General features: G+C 53.9%; 22 protein-coding genes. 15 read left to right on the top strand and 7 right to left on the bottom strand.

All coding sequences use genetic code 11. From position 1 onward, the window contains the following. Positions 1 to 15 precede the first annotated feature (15 nt). From ispG to V1572_RS19430, 8 genes are all read left to right on the top strand, one after another. Positions 16 to 1,134 (top strand): flavodoxin-dependent (E)-4-hydroxy-3-methylbut-2-enyl-diphosphate synthase, encoded by a 1,119-nt coding sequence (gene ispG / locus V1572_RS19465; protein ID WP_008502138.1) that lies wholly within the window; start codon positions 16 to 18, stop codon positions 1,132 to 1,134. A gap of 80 nt (positions 1,135 to 1,214) precedes the next feature. Further along, positions 1,215 to 2,489 carry a histidine--tRNA ligase gene (hisS, locus tag V1572_RS19460; protein ID WP_032622984.1) on the top strand — a complete coding sequence of 425 codons (1,275 nt, stop codon included), beginning with the start codon at positions 1,215 to 1,217 and terminating at the stop codon, positions 2,487 to 2,489. Between the two features lie 13 nt (positions 2,490 to 2,502). Continuing rightward, positions 2,503 to 3,123, top strand: a complete 621-nt coding sequence (locus tag V1572_RS19455) for a YfgM family protein (RefSeq protein ID WP_008502136.1) — start codon at positions 2,503 to 2,505, stop codon at positions 3,121 to 3,123. 10 nt (positions 3,124 to 3,133) lie between these two features. Then, positions 3,134 to 4,312 (top strand): outer membrane protein assembly factor BamB, encoded by a 1,179-nt coding sequence (bamB, locus tag V1572_RS19450; protein ID WP_008502135.1) that lies wholly within the window; start codon positions 3,134 to 3,136, stop codon positions 4,310 to 4,312. Positions 4,313 to 4,424: 112 nt separating this feature from the next. Continuing rightward, positions 4,425 to 5,900 carry a ribosome biogenesis GTPase Der gene (der, locus tag V1572_RS19445; protein ID WP_061714918.1) on the top strand — a complete coding sequence of 492 codons (1,476 nt, stop codon included), beginning with the start codon at positions 4,425 to 4,427 and terminating at the stop codon, positions 5,898 to 5,900. A 300-nt stretch (positions 5,901 to 6,200) separates the two neighbouring features. Continuing rightward, entirely contained in the window at positions 6,201 to 7,745 is a 1,545-nt protein-coding gene (locus tag V1572_RS19440) for a peptide MFS transporter (protein ID WP_262790642.1), read from the top strand. 58 nt (positions 7,746 to 7,803) lie between these two features. Beyond that, the gene (locus V1572_RS19435) at positions 7,804 to 8,838 is read left to right on the top strand and encodes a Gfo/Idh/MocA family oxidoreductase (protein WP_395299504.1); all 1,035 of its coding nucleotides are present in this window, start codon (positions 7,804 to 7,806) and stop codon (positions 8,836 to 8,838) included. 49 nt (positions 8,839 to 8,887) lie between these two features. Beyond that, the gene (locus V1572_RS19430; protein WP_023294288.1) at positions 8,888 to 9,109 is read left to right on the top strand and encodes a zinc ribbon domain-containing protein; all 222 of its coding nucleotides are present in this window, start codon (positions 8,888 to 8,890) and stop codon (positions 9,107 to 9,109) included. Here the strand turns inward: V1572_RS19430 and V1572_RS19425 are convergent. The 3 genes from V1572_RS19425 to xseA are packed head-to-tail and all read right to left on the bottom strand — an operon-like array spanning position 9,106 to position 11,908. Then, on the bottom strand, positions 9,106 to 9,456 hold the full coding sequence (locus tag V1572_RS19425; protein WP_021241848.1) for a protealysin inhibitor emfourin: 351 nt from the start codon (positions 9,454 to 9,456) through the stop codon (positions 9,106 to 9,108). The genes V1572_RS19430 and V1572_RS19425 overlap by 4 nt on opposite strands. Next, the gene (locus tag V1572_RS19420; protein ID WP_395299503.1) at positions 9,457 to 10,476 is read right to left on the bottom strand and encodes a M4 family metallopeptidase; all 1,020 of its coding nucleotides are present in this window, start codon (positions 10,474 to 10,476) and stop codon (positions 9,457 to 9,459) included. Between the two features lie 58 nt (positions 10,477 to 10,534). Next, positions 10,535 to 11,908, bottom strand: a complete 1,374-nt coding sequence (gene xseA, locus V1572_RS19415; RefSeq protein ID WP_334755697.1) for an exodeoxyribonuclease VII large subunit — start codon at positions 11,906 to 11,908, stop codon at positions 10,535 to 10,537. A 159-nt stretch (positions 11,909 to 12,067) separates the two neighbouring features. Between xseA and guaB the strand changes: the two genes are divergently transcribed. Both guaB and guaA read left to right on the top strand, forming a co-directional pair. Next, the gene (gene guaB, locus V1572_RS19410) at positions 12,068 to 13,534 is read left to right on the top strand and encodes an IMP dehydrogenase (protein ID WP_008502128.1); all 1,467 of its coding nucleotides are present in this window, start codon (positions 12,068 to 12,070) and stop codon (positions 13,532 to 13,534) included. 69 nt (positions 13,535 to 13,603) lie between these two features. Beyond that, positions 13,604 to 15,181, top strand: coding sequence for a glutamine-hydrolyzing GMP synthase (guaA, locus tag V1572_RS19405; RefSeq protein WP_395299502.1), 1,578 nt, complete (start codon positions 13,604 to 13,606; stop codon positions 15,179 to 15,181). A 145-nt stretch (positions 15,182 to 15,326) separates the two neighbouring features. On the opposite strand, the gene V1572_RS19400 is transcribed toward guaA, so the two are convergent. Next, positions 15,327 to 15,545, bottom strand: a complete 219-nt coding sequence (locus V1572_RS19400) for a hypothetical protein (protein ID WP_045908562.1) — start codon at positions 15,543 to 15,545, stop codon at positions 15,327 to 15,329. A gap of 240 nt (positions 15,546 to 15,785) precedes the next feature. On the opposite strand from V1572_RS19400, the gene V1572_RS19395 reads away from it, so the two are divergent. After that, positions 15,786 to 16,439, top strand: a complete 654-nt coding sequence (locus tag V1572_RS19395) for a LysE family translocator (protein WP_395299501.1) — start codon at positions 15,786 to 15,788, stop codon at positions 16,437 to 16,439. A gap of 254 nt (positions 16,440 to 16,693) precedes the next feature. Here the strand turns inward: V1572_RS19395 and V1572_RS19390 are convergent, their stop codons facing one another. Further along, a complete protein-coding gene (locus tag V1572_RS19390) occupies positions 16,694 to 17,734 on the bottom strand; it encodes a DUF4365 domain-containing protein (RefSeq protein WP_395299500.1) in 1,041 nt (346 codons plus the stop codon). 427 nt (positions 17,735 to 18,161) lie between these two features. On the opposite strand from V1572_RS19390, the gene V1572_RS19385 reads away from it, so the two are divergent. The 4 genes from V1572_RS19385 (at position 18,162) to V1572_RS19370 (ending at position 20,979) form a co-directional block, all read left to right on the top strand. Next, the gene (locus V1572_RS19385) at positions 18,162 to 18,392 is read left to right on the top strand and encodes a DNA-binding protein (protein ID WP_284924410.1); all 231 of its coding nucleotides are present in this window, start codon (positions 18,162 to 18,164) and stop codon (positions 18,390 to 18,392) included. Next, positions 18,389 to 18,952 carry a hypothetical protein gene (locus tag V1572_RS19380; RefSeq protein ID WP_395299499.1) on the top strand — a complete coding sequence of 188 codons (564 nt, stop codon included), beginning with the start codon at positions 18,389 to 18,391 and terminating at the stop codon, positions 18,950 to 18,952. The genes V1572_RS19385 and V1572_RS19380 overlap by 4 nt, the downstream gene beginning before the upstream one ends. Before the next feature lie 127 nt (positions 18,953 to 19,079). Beyond that, positions 19,080 to 19,766, top strand: coding sequence for a hypothetical protein (locus V1572_RS19375; RefSeq protein WP_395299498.1), 687 nt, complete (start codon positions 19,080 to 19,082; stop codon positions 19,764 to 19,766). Positions 19,767 to 19,842: 76 nt separating this feature from the next. Beyond that, positions 19,843 to 20,979 (top strand): hypothetical protein, encoded by a 1,137-nt coding sequence (locus tag V1572_RS19370; RefSeq protein ID WP_395299497.1) that lies wholly within the window; start codon positions 19,843 to 19,845, stop codon positions 20,977 to 20,979. Between the two features lie 209 nt (positions 20,980 to 21,188). Here the strand turns inward: V1572_RS19370 and V1572_RS19365 are convergent, their stop codons facing one another. Then, a complete protein-coding gene (locus V1572_RS19365; protein WP_284924414.1) occupies positions 21,189 to 21,473 on the bottom strand; it encodes a hypothetical protein in 285 nt (94 codons plus the stop codon). After that, positions 21,451 to 21,900: a hypothetical protein gene (locus V1572_RS19360; protein WP_284924415.1), complete on the bottom strand. Its 450-nt coding sequence runs from the start codon at positions 21,898 to 21,900 to the stop codon at positions 21,451 to 21,453. Before V1572_RS19360 ends, V1572_RS19365 begins: the two co-directional genes overlap by 23 nt. Between the last annotated feature and the right edge of the window lie 214 nt (positions 21,901 to 22,114).

Genomic DNA, 22,114 nt, shown 5'->3' with positions numbered 1-22,114 from the left:
CGCGGGAGATTTTTCATGCATAACCAGGCTCCGATTCAACGTAGAAAATCGAAACGGATTTACGTTGGGAATGTGCCAATCGGCGATGGGGCACCTATCGCCGTTCAGTCGATGACCAACACGCGCACCACCGATGTGGAAGCGACGGTCAATCAAATCAAAGCATTAGAACGTGTAGGCGCGGACATTGTTCGCGTCTCCGTCCCGACCATGGATGCCGCTGAGGCGTTCAAACTGATCAAACAGCAGGTCAGCGTTCCGCTGGTGGCGGATATTCACTTCGACTACCGCATCGCACTGAAAGTGGCCGAATACGGCGTCGATTGTCTGCGTATTAACCCGGGCAACATCGGTAACGAAGAGCGTATCCGCATGGTCGTGGACTGCGCCCGCGATAAAAATATTCCTATCCGTATCGGCGTTAACGCCGGTTCGCTGGAAAAAGATCTGCAGGAAAAATACGGTGAGCCGACGCCACAGGCGCTGCTCGAATCCGCGATGCGTCACGTCGATCATCTCGATCGTCTCAACTTCGATCAGTTCAAAGTCAGCGTAAAAGCCTCCGACGTGTTCCTTGCCGTAGAATCTTACCGCCTGCTGGCAAAGCAGATCGACCAGCCTCTGCACCTCGGGATCACCGAAGCGGGCGGCCTGCGCAGCGGCTCGGTAAAATCCGCGATCGGTCTGGGGCTGCTGCTCTCTGAAGGGATCGGTGACACCCTGCGCGTCTCGCTGGCGGCCGATCCGGTCGAAGAGATCAAGGTCGGTTTCGATATCCTGAAGTCGCTGCGTATTCGCGCGCGTGGGATCAACTTCATTGCCTGCCCAACCTGTTCGCGTCAGGAGTTTGATGTGATCGGGACGGTGAATGCCCTGGAACAACGTCTGGAAGACATTATCACCCCGATGGACGTCTCTATCATCGGCTGCGTGGTGAACGGTCCGGGTGAAGCACTGGTGTCAACCCTGGGCGTGACCGGCGGTAACAAGAAAAGTGGTCTCTATGAAGATGGCGTTCGTAAAGATCGTCTGGATAATAGCGACATGATCGACCAGCTTGAAGCCCGCATCCGTGCGAAAGCCGCCATGATGGACGAGACACAGCGTATTAACGTTCAGCAGGTTGAAAAATAACGTGATGGGAAGCCGCGAGCTTCCCATGTATGATTGAACCCATTCTTTGGGTTTTTTTTGTATATAGAAAGAGAATAAACGTGGCAAAAAACATTCAAGCCATCCGCGGCATGAACGATTATCTGCCTGGCGAAACCGCCATCTGGCAGCGCATTGAAGGCACGCTGAAGCAGGTGCTCGGCAGCTACGGTTACAGCGAAATCCGTTTGCCGATTGTAGAGCAGACCCCGTTATTCAAACGCGCGATTGGTGAAGTCACCGACGTGGTTGAAAAAGAGATGTACACCTTTGAGGACCGCAACGGCGACAGCCTGACCCTGCGTCCGGAAGGGACGGCGGGCTGCGTACGCGCCGGCATCGAACATGGTCTTCTGTACAATCAGGAGCAGCGCCTGTGGTATATCGGCCCGATGTTCCGCCACGAACGTCCTCAGAAAGGGCGTTATCGCCAGTTCAATCAGCTGGGTGTGGAAGTCTTTGGCCTGCAGGGCCCTGACATCGACGCTGAACTGATTATGCTGACCGCCCGCTGGTGGCGTGCGCTCGGTATCGCCGATCACGTTTCCCTCGAGCTGAACTCTATCGGTTCTCTGGAAGCGCGCGCTAACTACCGCGATGCACTGGTGGCGTTCCTGGAACAGCATAAAGAGAAGCTGGACGAAGACTGCAAACGTCGCATGTACAGCAACCCGCTGCGCGTTCTGGATTCCAAAAACGCAGATGTTCAGGCACTGCTGAACGATGCGCCTGCGCTGGGTGATTATCTGGATGAAGAATCTCGCGAACACTTCGCGGGCCTGTGCAAGCTGCTTGAAGCGGCTGGCATCGCCTACACCGTAAACCAGCGCCTGGTACGCGGTCTGGACTACTACAACCGTACCGTGTTTGAGTGGGTGACCACGAGCCTCGGCTCTCAGGGCACCGTGTGCGCGGGCGGTCGTTATGACGGTCTGGTTGAGCAACTTGGCGGTCGCGCAGCACCTGCTGTAGGCTTCGCGATGGGTCTTGAGCGACTTGTTTTGCTGGTTCAGGCAGTTAATCCGGAATTTAAAGCAGATTCCGTTGTCGATATATACCTGGTGGCCTCAGGCGCGGAAACGCAGTCTGCGGCAATGCAGCTTGCCGAACGCGTGCGCGATGCGCTGCCGGGCGTTAAGCTGATGACCAACCATGGCGGCGGCAACTTCAAAAAACAGTTTGCTCGTGCCGATAAGTGGGGCGCAAGTATCGCACTGGTGCTGGGTGAGTCCGAAGTGGCCAACGGCGAAGTGGTGGTGAAAGACCTGCGCTCTGGTGAGCAGACAACGGTAACGCAGGACGGCGTTGCGGCGCACTTGCGCACTCTATTGGGCTAAGGAGAAGGACTGCGTGGAAATTTACGAGAACGAACACGATCAGGTCGACGCGATTAAACGCTTCTTTGCTGAAAACGGCAAAGCGCTGGTTGTTGGGGTTATTTTAGGTGTCGGTGCGCTGGTAGGCTGGCGTTACTGGAACAATCATCAGGCGGATTCCGCGCGCGGCGCGTCCCTGTCCTATGAAAATACCGTGAGCGCAATTCGTGCCGATCAGCCGCAAACGCTGACGGCGGCAGAAAAATTTGCGGCTGACAACAAAAACACCTACGGTGCACTGGCTGCGCTGGAAGTGGCTCAGCAGTACGTTGATAAGAACGAACTGGATAAAGCCGTAGCACAGCTGTCTCAGGGTCTTGCTGCCGCCAGTGATGAAAACCTGAAAGCGGTGATCAATCTGCGCCTGGCACGTATTCAGGTTCAGCAGAAGAAAGCTGACGATGCGCTGAAAACGCTCGATACCATCAAAGGCGAAGGTTTTGCTGCCATCGTTGCCGATCTCCGCGGTGAAGCACTGCTGAGCAAAGGTGACAAAGCGGGCGCGCGTAAAGCGTGGCAAGCTGGCGTAGAGAGCAATGCTTCACCTGCGCTGAGCGAAATGATGCAGATGAAAATAAATAATTTGTCCGTCTGAGAGGGACCCGATGCAATTGCGTAAATTACTTCTGCCAGGACTGCTTTCTGTTACGTTATTGAGTGGTTGTTCACTGTTCAGTGGCGAAGAAGACGTTGTGAAAATGTCCCCACTGCCGACGGTTGAAAACCAGTTTACCCCATCCACCGCGTGGGATGTCTCCGTGGGCAATGGGATTGGTGATTTCTATTCCAACCTTCATCCAGCGTATGCAGACAGCGTTGTCTATGCGGCTGACCGCAAAGGTACCGTGAAAGCGGTGAACGCGGATGACGGAAAAGAAGTGTGGTCCGTTAACCTGGCGGAAAAAGACGGCTGGTTCTCCCGTAAGCCGGCACTGCTGTCTGGCGGCCTGACCGTTGCCGGTGGCCACGTCTACGTGGGCAGCGAAAAAGCGCAGGTTTATGCCCTGAACAGCAGCGACGGCTCCATTGCCTGGCAAACAACCGTGGCGGGGGAATCCCTGTCGCGTCCGGTAGTGAGCGACGGCCTGGTGCTGATTCATACCAGCAACGGCCAGCTGCAGGCGCTGAACGAAGCGGACGGTCTGGTGAAATGGACCGTTAACCTGGATATGCCTGCGCTCTCTCTGCGTGGCGAATCTGCCCCGGCTACCGCATTTGGTGCTGCTATTGTGGGCGGTGACAACGGTCGCGTGAGCGCCGTGCTGATGCAGCAGGGCCAGATGATCTGGCAGCAGCGTATCTCTCAGGCCACAGGCTCAACGGAAATTGACCGTCTGAGCGACGTGGACACAACGCCGGTCATCGTTAACGGTGTGGTTTACGCGCTGGCCTACAACGGCAACCTGACCGCGCTGGATCTGCGCAGCGGCCAGATCATGTGGAAACGTGAGCTGGGCTCGGTAAATGATTTCATCGTTGAGGGTAACCGCATCTATATGGTTGACCAGAACGACCGTCTGCTGGCCCTGAGTACCGAAGGCGGTGTGACGCTGTGGACGCAAAGCGACCTGCTGCACCGTCTGCTGACTGCGCCAGCGCTGTACAACGGTAGCCTGGTTGTGGGCGACAGCGAAGGGTATATGCACTGGATCGATCCGGATAACGGCCGCTTTGTTGCGCAGCAAAAAGTCGACAGCTCCGGTTTCCTGACCGACCCGGTTGTGGCCGACGGCAAACTGCTGATTCAGGCAAAAGACGGCACGCTGTACGCGATCACGCGTTAATTACCCGGCGGTTGTAGTATACTAAACGGCTCCTGTTCACTCAGGAGCCGTTTTGACATTTTTAAAAACGCCGCGAAAGCGACGTTATTTTGAATTTTATGAGGCTTCAAACATGGTACCTGTGGTCGCGCTTGTCGGGCGCCCTAACGTTGGAAAATCCACTCTTTTTAACCGTTTAACACGCACCCGTGATGCGCTGGTTGCGGATTTCCCGGGGCTGACGCGTGACCGTAAGTACGGTCGTGCAGAGGTGGAAGGACGCGAGTTCATCTGTATTGATACCGGTGGTATTGACGGCACAGAAGACGGCGTGGAAACCCGCATGGCGGAACAGTCGCTGCTGGCGATTGAAGAGGCGGACGTGGTGCTGTTCATGGTGGATGCACGCGCTGGCCTGATGCCAGCGGACTCCGCTATCGCTAAACACCTGCGTTCACGCGAAAAACCAACCTTCCTGGTGGCGAACAAAACCGACGGCATCGATGCCGATCAGGCCATCGCGGATTTCTGGTCTCTGGGCCTGGGCGACATCTATCCTATCGCGGCATCGCATGGTCGTGGCGTTACCAGCCTGCTGGAAACCGTTCTGCTGCCGTGGGTTGACGAAGTGAACCCGCCGGAAGAGGTGGACGAAGACGCTGAATACTGGGCGCAGTTTGAAGACGGAGAAGAGGGCGAAGAAGAAGAGCCTGAAGACGACTTCAACCCGCAGGATCTGCCGATCAAGCTGGCTATCGTGGGCCGTCCAAACGTAGGTAAGTCTACACTTACTAACCGTATTCTGGGTGAAGAGCGCGTGGTCGTTTACGACATGCCGGGCACCACCCGCGACAGTATCTACATCCCGATGCAGCGCGATGAGCGTGAGTATGTCCTCATCGATACCGCCGGGGTACGTAAGCGCGGGAAAATCACCGATGTGGTGGAAAAATTCTCCGTTATCAAAACCCTGCAGGCGATCGAAGATGCCAACGTCGTGCTGCTGGTTATCGACGCACGCGAAGGGATCTCCGATCAGGACCTCTCTCTGCTCGGCTTTATCCTCAATAGTGGGCGCTCACTGGTTATCGTGGTCAACAAATGGGATGGCCTGAGCAACGAGGTTCGTGAGCAGGTGAAAGAGACCCTCGACTTCCGTCTGGGCTTTATCGACTTTGCTCGCGTACACTTCATCTCTGCGCTACACGGCAGCGGCGTGGGTAACCTGTTCGAATCCGTGCGCGAAGCTTACGACAGCTCCACCCGTCGTCAGAGCACCGCCATGCTGACTCGTATTATGAATATGGCTGCGGAAGACCATCAGCCGCCGCTTGTGCGCGGTCGTCGCGTGAAGCTGAAATACGCCCACGCCGGTGGTTATAACCCACCAATCGTGGTGATTCACGGCAACCAGGTGAAAGACCTGCCGGATTCCTACAAGCGCTACCTGATGAACTACTTCCGTAAATCGCTGGACGTGATGGGCACGCCTATCCGTATCCAGTTCAAGGAAGGGGAAAACCCGTTTGCCAACAAGCGCAACACCCTGACGCCAAACCAGATGCGTAAGCGTAAGCGCCTGATTAAGCACATTAAGAAAAGCAAATAAGCTTTGCTGCTCTTACGAAAGCCCGCGGTGATCGCGGGCTTTTTTTTGCCCAATCATACCGCCGGTTTTCCCTGTGTGAAGTCAATCACTATTCACTTTTAACCATGTTTAAATCTAAGAAAGTAGACAATCGTCGAATTTTCATCTTAAAGTCCAGGGTCCGGTACTAGACAAAACTAGCGCCTGGTTATCAAATGGTTAACTAACCTTTCGCCGCATGTAAAAAATCGGCCAGATACGTAACTGGCCGGCGTACCTGCTGGTGTTTACAAGCACGACGACATACCTTTCGGGAGAATTATGCAATCCACTGTTAATCAAAAAGAGAGCCGAACGTTCTTCGGCCACCCGTATCCGCTCGGTTCGCTGTTCTTCACCGAGATGTGGGAGCGTTTCTCGTTTTACGGCATTCGTCCGTTACTGATCCTGTTTATGGCCGCCACCGTCTATGACGGCGGGATGGGTCTGGCGCGTGAAAACGCCTCGGCGATTGTCGGTATCTTTGCCGGTACCATGTACCTGGCTGCGCTGCCGGGCGGCTGGCTGGCGGATAACTGGCTCGGTCAGCAGAGAGCCGTCTGGTACGGTTCGATCCTGATTGCGCTCGGTCACCTGTCGATTGCGCTCTCGGCGGTGATGGGGAACAACCTGTTCTTTATCGGCCTGATGTTCATCGTGCTCGGCTCCGGGCTGTTCAAGACCTGTATTTCAGTCATGGTCGGTACCCTGTATAAAAAAGGCGACGCGCGTCGCGACGGCGGTTTCTCGCTATTCTATATGGGTATCAACATGGGCTCGTTCATCGCGCCGCTGATTTCCGGCTGGCTGATTAAAACCCACGGCTGGCACTGGGGCTTTGGTATTGGCGGTATCGGGATGCTGGTGGCGCTGATTATCTTCCGCGTGTTTGCCGTTCCGGCCATGAAACGCTATGACGGCGAAGTCGGCCTCGACTCCACCTGGAACAGCCCGGTGGTGAAGCGTAACGGCGTGGGCGTTTGGCTGCTGGCGCTGGCGGCAGGCGTGGCAACGCTCGTGACGCTGATTGCGCAGGGCGTGATTGTAATTAACCCGGTCGCGGTAGCCAGCATGCTGGTCTACGTGATTGCGGCATCCGTTGCCCTCTACTTTATCTATCTGTTTGTCTTTGCTGGCCTGAACCGTAAAGAGCGCGCCAGACTGCTGGTCTGCTTTATTCTGCTGATCTCCGCGGCGTTCTTCTGGTCCGCGTTTGAACAGAAGCCAACCTCGTTCAACCTGTTTGCCAACGACTACACTAACCGCATGATCGGCGATTTCGAAATCCCGGCGGTGTGGTTCCAGTCAATCAACGCCCTGTTCATCATCCTGCTGGCACCGGTGTTCAGCTGGGCGTGGCCGAAGCTGGCGAGCATGAACATTCGTCCGAGCAGCATCACCAAGTTTGTTATCGGTATTCTGTGTGCCGCAGCGGGCTTTGGCCTGATGATGCTGGCGGCACAGAACGTGCTGAGCAGCGGTGGGGCGGGCGTATCGCCGTTCTGGCTGGTAGGTAGCATCCTGATGCTGACGCTCGGCGAACTGTGTCTGAGCCCGATTGGCCTGGCGACCATGACGCTGCTGGCGCCGGAGAGAATGCGCGGTCAGATGATGGGGCTGTGGTTCTGTGCCAGCGCGCTGGGTAACCTGGCGGCGGGTCTGATTGGCGGCCATGTGAAGGCCGACCAGCTGGATATGCTGCCGGATCTCTTTGCGCGCTGCTCTGTCGCGCTGCTGATTTGTGCCGCGGTACTGATCGTCCTCATTGTTCCGGTACGCCGCATGCTGGAAAATGCGCAGACTAAACCGGCAGCTAACGCCTCATAAACCTCGGGCTTGCCGGGGCGGCGTTATGCCCCGGCAATTTACTCAACGAGGTAAGAACATGCTGTTAGGGTTTGTTGGTCTTGGCGCAGTCGTTGAAACAGCTTACCTGCCCGCAATACGAAAATGCTTTGATAATCTCCCTCACTGTTTAGGCTTTGATATCCAGCCCGTAAAACAGCCGGAGGGGGTAACGCGCTGTGCCACACTGGCTGAACTCCTCTCCCGGCCGCTTGATACCCTGTTTATTACCACGGCGTCGCTGCACCATCTTGAGGTGCTTGAACACGCTCTCGCCTCATCGGTTTCCCGCATCGTGGTTGAAAAACCGATCGTTGCCACGCTTGCCCAAATCGAAAAGCTCAACGCGCTGCTGGCAAACCCCGGCGTTGCACCCCGCGTGCTGGCGCTCGATCACTGGATGGCGCGCCTCGAAACGGTGAAGCGGTCGCTGGTGGGCACTGTTTCTGACATCGTCAAAATCGACGGCTTTTTGCAGGAGCCGAGCGGATTTAACGCTGCAGGGGAGCCCATCGCGCTTAACTTTGCTACCGGCGAACCGGACACCCGTACGCTTCGTCACCCGGACGGCGTGATTCTGGATATCGGTACGCACGTGCTGGCGATGCTGCGCGAAACGGTGCGTTATCTGGGCGGGAATGATGAGATGACGTTGCAGGTGGTGACGGCTAAAGACCGCCTGGGGCGCGCTATTGCAAAAGGCGACCTGACCACGGCGGAGGGCGAGGCGCATCTGCAGGGCCGCATCAGCGGCATGCCGGTGGATATCTGGCTTAATAAATATGTGGGACCCGCGGGCGGGCAAAAAGGCTTACGGATCTGGTTGCGCGACGGGCGCATCATTAGCTACGACCGGCGCGGTGCGGAGGATGTGCTGGAGCTGATTGAGGGTCAGAACATTCAGCGCTGGCATATCCCCGGGACAATCTACGAGCACTGTCTTACCGGACACATTCTGGGCACGAACAGCCTGTTTGAACGGGATCCGTACGAGGTGAGCCGCACAACGCGCCGCCGAATCGAGGAAGTTGAGCTGCTGCTGACCTTGCAGCAACAGCTGCGTGGCCCGCACTGAACGCAACGTGGTAAAATTATTGCAGACCAGAATGCTTTAAGGAGTCACCATGACGATTACCTGCCCGGATTGCCAGGCACCGCTTGAGCCCCTGAACGGGGTGGCACACTGCGAGAGCTGTAATAAGGATATTGCGCTTGAAGCCCGCTGCCCGGAGTGCCATCAGCCACTCCAGGTCTTAAAAGCCTGCGGGGCGGTGGACTACTTCTGCCAGAACGGCCACGGTCTTATCTCTAAAAAACGCGTGGAGTTTGTTCGGGCCGAAGGTTAATCGCACACGCAGCCTTCGCCTTTCTTCCACAGCTCGACCAGCGACTCGGGCGCTTCCTGCTCCGGTACCAGCACGATGATATCGGCGTAGTGCGCCTGATTTTGCCCGGTCCAGATAATCTGGATGCGGAAATAGCGCTGGTCGCCGCTGCCGGGGGACGAGGCCTGTCCCGGCGGCTGGCCGCGCGGAAAGGCCTGCTCCAGGATGCTTACCAGGCGCTGGCGCTGGGCCTCATTGAGCGAGGAGAGCGCGATGGTGCGCTGGCCGCTCAGCTTGGGAATATAGGCGACGCCGCCTTCCCGGGCCAGCTCAACCACGGCGTCATCCGTCAGTTCCGGAACCTGCATTTACAACACTCCCACCTGTTCCCAGGCTTGTTTAATGGCCGCCCCAACGTCGCCGCCGGAGCGTTTCTCTCCGTGCGCGATCGTCAGTTTTGCGAAGGCCTCAAAATCTGCATCCTGCGCCAGATTGCGATCGCAAACCGTGTCGTACCAGGCATAACCCGCTTTTTCCCAGGCGTAGCCGCCGATCGCCGTCGCGGCCAGATAAAATGCCCGGTTGGGGATGCCGGAGTTCAGATGTACGCCGCCGTTATCCTCACGCGTTTTGATGAAATCCTTCATGTGTGCAGGCTGCGGGTCTTTGCCGAGCAGCGGATCGTTGTAGGCGGTGCCCGGTTCAGACATCGAGCGCAGCCCTTTGCCATTGATGCCTTTCGCCAGTAATCCCTCACCAATCAGCCAGTCCGCTTTATCGGCGGTTTGCTTCAGATGGTACTGCTTCACCAGTGAGCCAAACACGTCCGACAGCGACTCGTTCAGCGCGCCGGACTGCTCAAAGTAGATAAGCCCGGCTTCGGTCTCGGTCACGCCGTGACTCAGCTCATGCGCCACAACGTCTATGGCGATGGTGAAGCGGTTAAATATTTCCCCGTCGCCGTCGCCAAATACCATCTGCTGACCGTTCCAGAAGGCGTTCTGATATTCCCGGCCATAGTGAACGGTACCGGTTAAAATAAGCCCTTTATTATCGAGCGAATCGCGCTGATATTCCTTCCAGAAGAAATCATGGGTAATACCCAAATATTCGTAGGCTTCGTCTACTGCCACATCGCCGTTCGACGGCTGACCTTCATAACGAACCTGCGTACCCGGTAGCTCCTGAGTTTGTTTCGCGTCGTAGATATCCCGCTCCAGCTGTCCGGCTTTATTCACGTGCGGCGCGGCAGGTTTGCCAGGCATATGGGCCATCAGCGTCTGGACGTGGGTTAAGGTCTGGCGGGCACAGCGCTGCTGCGGTTCGGAACCGCTTTCGATAATACGACGAAGAATATACGGGGGAATCACGCTATAAAGATCGGACATGCTGCTCTCCTTATTAAAAAAGGGAATAGCAGCAGTATAGTAAGTAACCGGCGAAGAATTATCCGGTTTTACGCTGACGCGTCTTTTTCACCGGTTTAATTGATTTCACTTCGCTTTCTACCCAGCCGTCTGACAGACGCGTCGTCAGCACATCACCGGTACTCACCTGTTTGGTTTGCTTGAGCACCTTGCCGTCCGTCGCCGTCGTCACGCTATAGCCGCGCGCCAGCGTGGAGAGGGGGCTGACCGCTTCAAGGTGGGTCACCGCATTGCCAAAGCGTTCGCGGGTGGTGCTCAGTCGCGCGCGGAGAGTTTCCGCCAGACGGTACTCCAGCTGCTGAATCCGCGTTTGCGCGCGATAAATTTTCGGCTGCGGGTTCTGCTGGTTCAGACGCTGCGTCACGCGCTGCTGGCGCGACACCGCGCGCTTGATCTGCGTGTCCATCGCCACGTTCATGCGCTGGCGCAGACGCTCCAGCACGGTTTGCTGACGCGCCAGACGCAGCTGCGGGTGTTGCTGCTGAAGACGGTGATGAAGCTGGGTAAAGCGACGGGTCCGGTTGGCGAGGTAGTAGTCCATCGCCATCTCAAGACGTTGCTGGCCGCTCTGGATCTGACGCAGCAGCTCCAGCTGGTTGCGGCTGACCACCTCTGCCGCCGCGGACGGCGTCGGCGCGCGGAGATCCGCGACAAAATCGGCGATCGTCACGTCCGTTTCGTGGCCGACGGCGCTCACCACGGGGATCTGACTTGCAAAGATTGCCCGCGCCACGCGCTCGTCGTTAAAGCTCCACAGATCTTCCAGCGAGCCGCCGCCGCGTCCGACGATTAAGACGTCGCACTCCTGACGCGCGTTCGCCAGCTCTATGGCGCGCACAATTTGGCCCGGCGCATCGTCACCCTGAACAGCGGTCGGGTAGATGATCACGGGCAGGGAAGGGTCGCGACGCTTCAGAACGTGTAAAATATCGTGCAGTGCCGCACCGGTTTTCGAGGTGATGACCCCCACGCAGTGGGCAGGCGAGGGCAGCGGCTTTTTGAACTGCTGGTCGAAAAGTCCCTCTTCCGAGAGCTTAGCCTTTAACTGTTCGTACTTTTGCTGCAGCAGGCCTTCGCCCGCAGGCTGCATGCTCTCGACGATAATTTGATAATCACCGCGCGGCTCATACAGGGTGATATTGGCGCGTACCAGAACCTGCTGGCCGTGCTGAGGACGGAACGTCACGCGGCGGTTGCTGTTGCGGAACATCGCGCAGCGCACCTGGGCGGTATCGTCTTTTAGCGTAAAGTACCAGTGGCCGGAGGAGGGCTGCGTGAAGTTAGAGATTTCACCGCTGATCCAGACCTGCCCCATTTCCTGCTCAAGCAGCAAACGCACCGTCTGATTCAGGCGGCTGACGGTATAAATTGAGGGGGATTGAGAGGATAACATGTGAGCGGGATCAAATTCTAAATCAGCAAGTTATTCAGTCGATAGTAACCTGCTGAGAGGTGAGCGCAAGCATTTTTTTTAAAAAAGTGTGGATGCAATCGGTTACGCTCTGTATAATGCCACGGCAATATTTAACCACCCAGGTCAGAGATATTGCCCATGCTACGTATCGCTAAAGAAGCACTGACGTTTGACGACGTCCTCCTCGTTCCCGCTCACTCCACTGTTCTGCCGAATACTGCCGATCTCAGCACGCAGTTGACGAAAACCATTCGCCTGAACATTCCTATGCTCTCTGCGGCAATGGACACCGTGACTGAAGCGCGCCTGGCTATTGCCCTGGCACAGGAAGGTGGCATTGGCTTTATTCACAAAAACATGTCTATCGAACGTCAGGCGGAAGAAGTTCGCCGCGTGAAGAAACATGAATCCGGCATCGTGTCCGATCCACAGACCGTTCTGCCAACTACCACCCTGCACGAAGTGAAGGCCCTGACCGAGCGTAACGGCTTCGCCGGTTACCCGGTGGTGACCGAAGAGAACGAGCTGGTCGGTATTATTACCGGTCGTGACGTGCGTTTCGTGACTGACCTGAACCAGCCTGTCAGCGTGTACATGACGCCAAAAGAGCGTCTGGTCACCGTTCGCGAAGGTGAAACCCGCGACGTGGTGCTGGCAAAAATGCACGAAAAACGCGTTGAAAAAGCGCTGGTTGTTGACAGCAACTTCCACCTGCGCGGCATGATCACCGTTAAAGATTTCCAGAAAGCAGAACGTAAGCCTAACGCCTGTAAAGACGAGCATGGCCGTCTGCGCGTTGGCGCTGCGGTAGGCGCAGGTGCTGGTAACGAAGAGCGCGTTGACGCGCTGGTTGCTGCGGGCGTTGACGTCCTGCTGATTGACTCCTCTCACGGCCACTCCGAAGGCGTTCTGCAGCGTATTCGCGACACCCGTGCCAAATACCCTGACCTGCAGATCATCGGCGGTAACGTGGCCACTGGCGCAGGCGCTCGCGCGCTGGCTGACGCTGGCTGCAGCGCGGTCAAAGTGGGTATCGGTCCTGGCTCTATCTGTACTACGCGTATCGTGACCGGCGTGGGCGTTCCACAGATCACCGCCGTGTCTGACGCGGTTGAAGCGCTGGAAGGAACCGGTATTCCGGTTATCGCTGATGGCGGTATCCGCTTCTCTGGCGACATCGCAAAAGCGATCGCCGCTGGCGCCGCTGCTGTGATGGTAGGCTCCATGCTGGCCGGTACCGAAGAATCCCCGGGTGAAATCGAACTCTACCAGGGCCGTTCTTACAAATCCTACCGCGGCATGGGCTCCCTGGGCGCGATGTCCAAAGGATCCTCTGACCGTTACTTCCAGACCGATAATGCCGCAGACAAACTGGTGCCGGAAGGTATCGAAGGTCGCGTTGCCTATAAAGGCCGTCTGAAAGAGATCATCCACCAGCAGATGGGCGGCCTGCGCTCCTGTATGGGTCTGACCGGCTGTGGTACCATTGACCTGCTGCGTACTAAAGCGGAATTCGTACGCATCAGCGGTGCGGGTATCCAGGAGAGCCACGTTCACGACGTGACGATCACCAAAGAGTCCCCGAACTACCGTCTGGGCTCCTGATTTTTCTTCGCCCGACCTCGTGTCGGGCGATTTATTTCATCTGTTTCACTTGCCTCGGAATTAGCGTCAATGACGGAAAACATTCATAAACATCGCATTCTCATCCTGGACTTCGGTTCGCAGTACACTCAGCTGGTGGCGCGTCGCGTACGTGAACTGGGCGTTTACTGTGAACTGTGGGCGTGGGATATCACGGAAGCACAGATTCGCGAATTCAATCCAAGCGGCATCATCCTGTCCGGCGGCCCGGAAAGCACCACCGAAGAGAACAGCCCGCGCGCGCCGCAGTACGTGTTCGAAGCTGGCGTGCCGGTATTCGGCGTTTGCTACGGTATGCAGACCATGGCCATGCAGCTGGGTGGCCACGTAGAAGGCTCCAGCGAGCGCGAGTTCGGCTATGCGCAGGTTGAAGTGGTTAACGACAGCGCGCTGGTGCGCGGTATCGAAGACTCCCTGACCGCAGACGGCAAACCGCTGCTGGACGTGTGGATGAGCCACGGCGACAAAGTCACCGCTATCCCGTCTGACTTCGTGACCGTTGCCAGCACAGAGAGCTGCCCGTTTGCCATCATGGCGAACGAAGAAAAACGCTTCTACGGCGTGCAGTTCCACCCGGAAGTAACCCACACCCGTCAGGGTATGCGCATGCTGGAGCGCTTCGTGCGCGACATCTGCCAGTGTGAAGCCCTGTGGACCCCGGCAAAAATTATCGACGACGCCGTTGAGCGTATCCGCCAGCAGGTTGGCGATGACAAAGTGATCCTCGGCCTCTCCGGCGGCGTGGACTCCTCCGTGACCGCGATGCTGCTGCACCGCGCTATCGGCAAAAACCTGACCTGCGTCTTCGTGGACAACGGCCTGCTGCGCCTGAACGAAGCCCAGCAGGTTATGGACATGTTCGGCGACCACTTCGGTCTGAATATCGTTCACGTGGAAGGCGAGCAGCGCTTCCTGGACGCGCTGAAAGGCGAGAACGATCCGGAAGCAAAACGTAAGATCATCGGCCGTGTGTTCGTGGAAGTGTTCGACGAAGAAGCGCTGAAGCTGGACGACGTCAAATGGCTGGCGCAGGGCACCATCTACCCTGACGTGATCGAGTCTGCGGCATCCGCCACCGGCAAAGCGCACGTCATCAAATCTCACCACAACGTGGGCGGCCTGCCGAAAGAGATGAAGATGGGTCTGGTTGAACCGCTGCGCGAGCTGTTCAAAGACGAAGTGCGTAAGATCGGTCTGGAACTGGGTCTGCCGTACGACATGCTCTACCGTCACCCGTTCCCGGGCCCGGGTCTGGGCGTGCGCGTGCTGGGCGAAGTGAAGAAAGAGTACTGCGACCTGCTGCGTCGTGCGGACGCGATCTTCATCGAAGAGCTGCACAAAGCTGACCTGTACAACAAAGTAAGCCAGGCATTCACCGTGTTCCTGCCGGTTCGCTCTGTCGGCGTAATGGGCGATGGCCGTAAGTACGACTGGGTTGTCTCCCTGCGTGCGGTGGAAACCATCGACTTCATGACCGCGCACTGGGCGCACCTGCCGTATGACTTCCTGGGCCGCGTGTCTAACCGCATCATCAACGAAGTGAACGGCATTTCCCGCGTGGTGTATGACATCAGCGGTAAGCCACCGGCTACGATTGAGTGGGAATGATTTCCCAACCGGATACGTCTGGTACTAACAGGTTCTAAATTATCTCTAAGCCCGCGGATTGCGGGCTTTTTTTGGGCCATGGCTGGCAATACCATGTCAGGTGAGTGCCAGGAGCGGGCGCAACGTAAGGCTATCCATTAAATCCTTATTCGATGCGTTCCACATTTGGATGACGATCGGTTGCGGATTCATGGAAAATGTCACCCAGCCAGCCGGCAATCTCGCCTTCAGTCATATCGTCAGGAATAGCGATGTCATAGAGTCGAGAAAACTTTCTCTCCGTCAGGTCAGCACGAAATACCAGCCACCGATCATGCTTACGTTGAACGCCAATATGCCGTCCAAAAACGTTATATATCAGCATATGCAATCTCCGATCATGCTAGTGAGTTCCTGTATCTATGATACAAACGTCAGATCAGGCCAGAGTGTAAATCGTACAAAGCTGAAAGGTCAGCGTTCGCACCTCGCTCACAGTGGACATTATGATTCTTTATCTGCTCTGTCTGCTCTGTGCCTGCAGCAGACAGAGCAGTATATTCCACTTTCGGCTCGAATCGGACTGAGGTAACGTAGCAGAAATATTTATCCGGACTCAACCAAGATGCCTTCCATCGAAACGTTTATCACTTTTCTTCTCGCGCTGACGCTTCTGGAGATTTCTCCGGGGCCAGACATGATGCTAACTATCGCCAGAGGCGTCGGTCAGGGAAGACGTATTGCACTGTTTACGGTACTGGGTAATGTATTTGTAGCGGGTTTTGTGCAAGTTTCTTTTCTTGTCCTGGGGCTGGTAGCCGTTGTTCATGCCTGGCCGGTTGCACTAGATCTGTTAAGGTGGGCTGGTGCGGCTTATCTGATGTGGCTGGGCATAAAAATGATTGCGACTTCAGGCTCAGATACGCGGCTGCGAAAAACGGCCAAAATTTCTGACTGGAGTGCCGTTAAGGAAGGCGCCCTGAACAGCCTGACTAACCCAAAATCCCTGCTGTTCATGTTTGCTTTTCTTCCTCAGTTTGTTGATCCTGCCGCGGGTCCTGTCTGGCTGCAATTGCTTGTTCTGGGTAGTATCCAGAAGCTGGCAGGAATTATTTCCCTGGGGTCAGTCGCGATGGCATCAGGGACATTTGGAAACTGGCTAAGTAAACACCCGGGCTTTATCAAATGGCAAGAACGATTTACAGGTGTTGTCATGATAGGCCTCGGTGTCCGCATGTTGTTTAGCGGGTCTGGAGTCGTATCGAAATCTTCCAGTTAAGTTTTACCGAAAGGGTAAACCCAGTGTCCGCTCCGTGCCAGAAGCAGACATTCAAGATTTTCAGTTCAGCGAATGCTATGTGTGCCGTGAGCTTATAGCGCTGCCTGTTCTACTGGGTATAGACCTCTAACTCGTGATTATGGTACCTTGCTCTCGGGTCGGTGCGCACACGATAGAGAGCGGCTAACTCTTACCTAGCCTGCCGGTATTGGGTTTCCTAGTACGTCTGGAACAGTCTGAGAGTGACGCACCGATCAAATTTTTCCTTTACGCCTACCGGGCTCGTACACGGAATAGAACCAAGTTTTTATTTCCATAACTCTAATACCGCTCTTTGCGCTAGAGTCTTTGGCTATAAGATCTTCACTTAGGGTAGTCTCACGCTTAAGTATCACGACTACCTCAGATGCTTCCCGCGCAGGCCACTTTACTAACGCAGAGACCCCCAAGTAGTCGTATTCCGCCCATGAACCATCTGGAAACTTTCGAGTCTTTAGACCTCTTCGAAGCCTATGCCATGTATCGACTGTCTCAATAATACGTGCGGCGGTAGGTAACAACTCAAAGCTTGCAGAGATTCGTGCAAGTGGTCGTTTTACACGCGTAATGTGAGACCAGCCCGTTCTATTCACTATGACATTACCAAGTGTGGGATGCGTGGCACCTGCGTCCTTCCACAATTTATAAAAATCCCAGGCTGCAAACTTGATTGGTTTAGAAAACGAATTAATACGTGCAGGTAAACTACTCTGCTGCGTCATATCAATTTCCACGAGCCCCTGCGCTCGATGCTGACCGGTAGCAAGTCGTGAAAATGGTCGAATGCACTCCAGGCCTGATTGAAATCTGTTTTTTAGCTGGACGATCACAGTGCCCCGTCCAGTATACGAGTCTGCTCGCTTTAGATCGGCCCACCAAGCTTGGCTTACAAGTTTTCCCGGTGATGCTTCCTTTACATAAACCAGCGCAACAGGCAGCGGTGATTTGTTCCAAAGATCCCGCTTTACCTCAAGATTTGGAATTCTAAGTTCGAGAAAGTCTTCACACGTGTAGTCCACGTAGCTTGCCCCACTCTTAACCTGGACTTGGATTAGGCCCCCAGTAAATTCATGTCTCCATGATCGGCGATCATTTGGACGGTCTTTATTGATCCTTTTGCTTCGCAAGTACACTAGCCCATCAAAACCGTCATCATCGGCCTGTCCTACCTCTTGCCATGACCACCCCCAAGCACGACAAACTGCATCGATATAGGCGGTGCTTGCGGCGGAAATTCGATTTGACTCAGAGGTCACTTATTGTTCCCTATTTACGCGATCAAAAAAGCAATCTATCACATGATGCCTAAATATGCTGACATCCACTTTCGAATTGTAGGCGTATGGAGAGGCTTACTGGATGTGACCTGCTCCCCGTTGACTCACACAGAATGCGGTTAGCATTGTCCGCTGTTCGCTCAAAGTGAACCTTCCGTACCTACCTGCCTTTTGCTTTGACTCCCTCTTGCCGTATTTCCATCACCCTTCCATACGGTTTTTCAATCCACATCCGACTTTACCTTTTTTCGGATCCATCGGCGGAAACGAGTACGGCGTGTATGTACTAGAGATATGATTTTACGAAATGTACTATATGTATTATTTGTATTTTATGTACCTTATGTATTTTTTCCCAGGCGCGTAAAATCCGGTCACTGACCCTTTATCCACCCCGGAGCCCGTCATGAGCACACTGTCCCCCGAAACCGTCCGCCGTATCGAGGACGCCGCCGCCCTCATCACCACTGGCACCCCGAACCCGACCAACGAGCAGGTCCGCCAGCACCTCGGGGGTGGCTCCCTGTCGCATATCTCCCCGGTGATGCGCACGTTCCGCGCCAGTCGGCGTGAGCAGCGCGCCGAGCAGGCGCAGCTGCTGACCCTGGCCCGCGGTGACGGGAAGGTGAGAAAATGAGGGAGGAAACCGCGTTCCGGGTGAAGGCGTTTCGTCAGGCACTGGAGGAAGCTGCCCGGGAGCTGCCGGAGGAGCACAAGATAAGTTCACGCTGGTGTGAACTGAAAAACTTCCCGCGTGGCAGCTGCGCTCTGGCCAGCAATTGCCTTGCACAGTACCTGAAGGACTGCAAAGAAAAAGGGGAACCCGGCATTGTGTTTATGTATGGCACTCCATCATTCCATGACGCTGAAAATTCCACCGTTCATGCCCATGTCATTGTGATACTTAACGGAGAGTACATTGACCTGACGCTGGATCAGTTTGATGAATATACAGACTACATCCCGGCTGAACCCGTCGAAACCGGCGGTGTGCTTGGCACGCTGCTGAGAAAAATCCCTCAGTATGAAGGGGAAATAGAGACCCGCCGGATTAACCTCGATCGTATGCAGGGCATTTACGTGTGGTTACGGGAACGCACTGATGCAATCCTGAAGGCAGATCCTGAATGGGTGGAGCGGGAACAGTCCATAGCAGAGAACAGGTTAGCAGCTAGAAAGTTATTATCCTTTCTTTAAGCCGCGTCGCAGACCGGAACGGACGTTCCGGGAGGGATAAATGAACTGTTATCATTACACCGACCGGAAGGATATCATCGAATTAGAATTTTATAGATGAATCATTGTTACTGAGATGAGGAGTTTTATGGAAGAAAATACTTTTATTGATCGGTTTTTTGAAAGCAGTTTTGAACTGATGGACTTCAGATATTCAGGATCTCGGGACATAAACACATTATTGTCTTTCCTGAATAATCTCCAGTCGGTTAATGACCGATGTAAAAAAAGTTTTGATGTTGACTTCAGTCATCATGCTGAATTCAAGCTACTGAGATTGCTTAGGAATTACTTTCAGCATGAAGGGGATGTTCATGAGACAAGACTGTTCTTCAGCCAGCAGAACGTTTTACTGAGTCATAGCGAACTACTCATTATACCCATATGTGTAATTGCCAAGGCCATTCGATCCTTCCTAGAAGGAAAACCAAAACCCTGGAAAAAAGAGGAAATCGCAGCCATCGTCAGCTTTAGCCCGGGATTGTGTTATGTCGTGGATAACCTTGATGGTTTCGCAAATGACCCACAATTCCTGCATGAAGGTCATTACTATTCAGGGGGGTATGATTTATATGTCGCAGTATATAATATAACAAATATAGTGGCCAGTACCTGCAGGGAGATCGATGCCCTGTCTGGTAAGCAAATCATTACCGAACTGGATGATACCTATGATTTAGAGAACAATATCGGCCCTGAAAATATGATCACAAGGCTGGGTATAGAGCCAATACTCACAACAAAAGGTTATATTTTCATGAACCATAACACGTGAATTAATTATAAGTAAATAGCCACTTACCTCCTGAGCCATAATATTAATAACATAAAACAGTACAATATATAACCACATGAAACCACAAAATAACAATGTAAACGAAGCCAAAAACGGCGAGTCAACATTAGTAATAAATAAGTCCAAAATTCCCCGTCGGATACAGAATGAAGTCGCGGATATCTACAATGATAAAGGCATCAGGGAAATATTGGGCAAGGTTGTCAAATCGGGATTAAAAAAAATGCCGGGAGTTGGGACGGTACTAACACTGCTGGATGAAGGGTACCAAGCTGTTATGGACATGGAGCAAAAGCAGCGTCATGCCCGTGTCGAAGATTTTGTAACGGGAATTGCCAAGACACTACCGGACCAAGCTGATATTTCCGCAGAGGACTTTCTTGCCGTCCTGCGCAAGGTCCTGCAGGATGATGAAAAATCCAAAATCTGGTTTTATGTACGGCTACTGGTAAAACTGGGCACCGGGACACTTGATCGAGACACCCGCTTTCATCTTATTCATTTGACTTACAATCTGACCTTCAAACAGATTATGTTTGCTCGTGAATTATATCTTCGTAAGACTCTTGAACTCAGAGGGTATAACACCAGAGAGGATGCTGAACTGGAGTTAACCAGTACGAAAAATGGAATGACGCAGAGAGCCATCTTTACCTTCACCAACTGGGGTCTCATCAGGGAAGATCGCACCGGGGACATACGACGTGACCCTCTGTATATCCTAAACGATGAAATGAATACGCTGATTAACCTGCTTTTTGATGAAAGAGACCTCCATGCCAACGTGATTGATAAGGAGCTTAAGGACCGGCCCGATGTCGTGATTCTGACCTCCATCAAATCAGACGGCAATTTGTACGAAACAGAGTTACCTCAAGCGCTGGAAAAGCAGGGGCTGAAGGTAGTTATACTGCCAAACAACAGTGAACATGAGAAAGAAACTCTCGGTGGGATATACGTAGAACTCAGTACGGAATCACGGCAGCAGCACTACCGAGATGAAATTTTCACTTGTGTAGGGGTACGAATTACTCCAGATAAAAATGGAGATAAGCTGGTTAACGTACGCATCAATCAAGCAATTTTTAACGGAAGCAACAAGTTAAAAACCTCACTTGATCCGCTTCGAGCTCAACTTAACAAAGTGAGAGATGAGGTGTTACGTCTGCATCAGGAGCGTACCGGAAAATAGCGACCAAGAGGACTGAAATGCCGTACCACAATGGCTGCTGGCACCATGAGTCTGAAGCTGAACGAGAGTTTCGGTACAGAGTCAGGGCCCCGATGGGGCCTTTCAGTCCTCATTCCCCAAACCCGAGAGCATTAAGGTTTAGGGGATAGAAGATAAGTATTTAATGACAGCAGCAGTACAATAGTCGCTTACTTAAAAGTAAAGGAGGATTAAGCTGCATGATTTGTCAGATGGTAATCCGCTGTGCCAATAGGATCAGCGCAATAACCTGTTAACGCTTCCAGCACATCGAGAACCGCATTCTCTGCCTCATCCGGCAGTCCGCGTTTGAATGCCTCATTCATCAGGGTATATGCAAGCGTCCCACCCTCACGACCATAGGCGTTCACAAGATCGTTGCAAAGGGCATAGACCTGGTAAGGGTTCTCACTGTTGAGGAGTATTGTCTGGATTTTTCTTTCGAAATCAGCTTTATTCTTTATCGTCATCATCATCCACCTCCCAGAGCGGTGCGGTGTCTGCCAGATACTGGTTCAATTCATCAATGTGCATAGCATGTCTAGGCACAAGCATAGCATGTTTTGCCCCATCCTCAATGTACATTAAGTGTTCATGCTGATCGAAATGCGACCTGGAAATGACATATCTGACGAGTTTCCGTACCGGATCCAGCATAAATTCAGGAATATTCTCCTGCGGCGGGATTGTCAGCGACATGCCCATTTGCTTTTCAAGGATAACAACCATCCCATCATCATCGATATAGACATCAACTTTAGGTTTGGGTTCATCTCTCTTGTCAACATGCTTGTAACGTACGCCGAGGCAGTCGCGAGATGTACTGGCGGTTGGTAGCACTGGACAATTATTCGCGTCCGCTTTCATCATGCGATAAAGGATTAATTTTGTAGTGTTAATCATTTATAAAATCCTTTTCAGGGGGGCCACAGTTTGCCTCTGAAGGCCTTATTAATCAATAAGCTTGTTCTGTTCTTGATAGCCTGCCAGCTTGAATAACGACCAATACCCTTAGATGGCTCCCTCTACAGGACCTTTCTCTGCCAGAAATGTGAATGGCACATCTGACCCTTCGTCAAACCCAGCCATTCACCCAGCCCACCAGGCTTATACCCCG

The sequence above is a fragment of the Enterobacter quasiroggenkampii genome (assembly GCF_043972695.1).
GTDB classification, from domain to species: Bacteria; Pseudomonadota; Gammaproteobacteria; order Enterobacterales; family Enterobacteriaceae; genus Enterobacter; species Enterobacter quasiroggenkampii.
The sequence above is the reverse complement of the archived record's forward strand: the minus strand, read 5'-3'. Positions and strand labels throughout refer to the sequence as shown.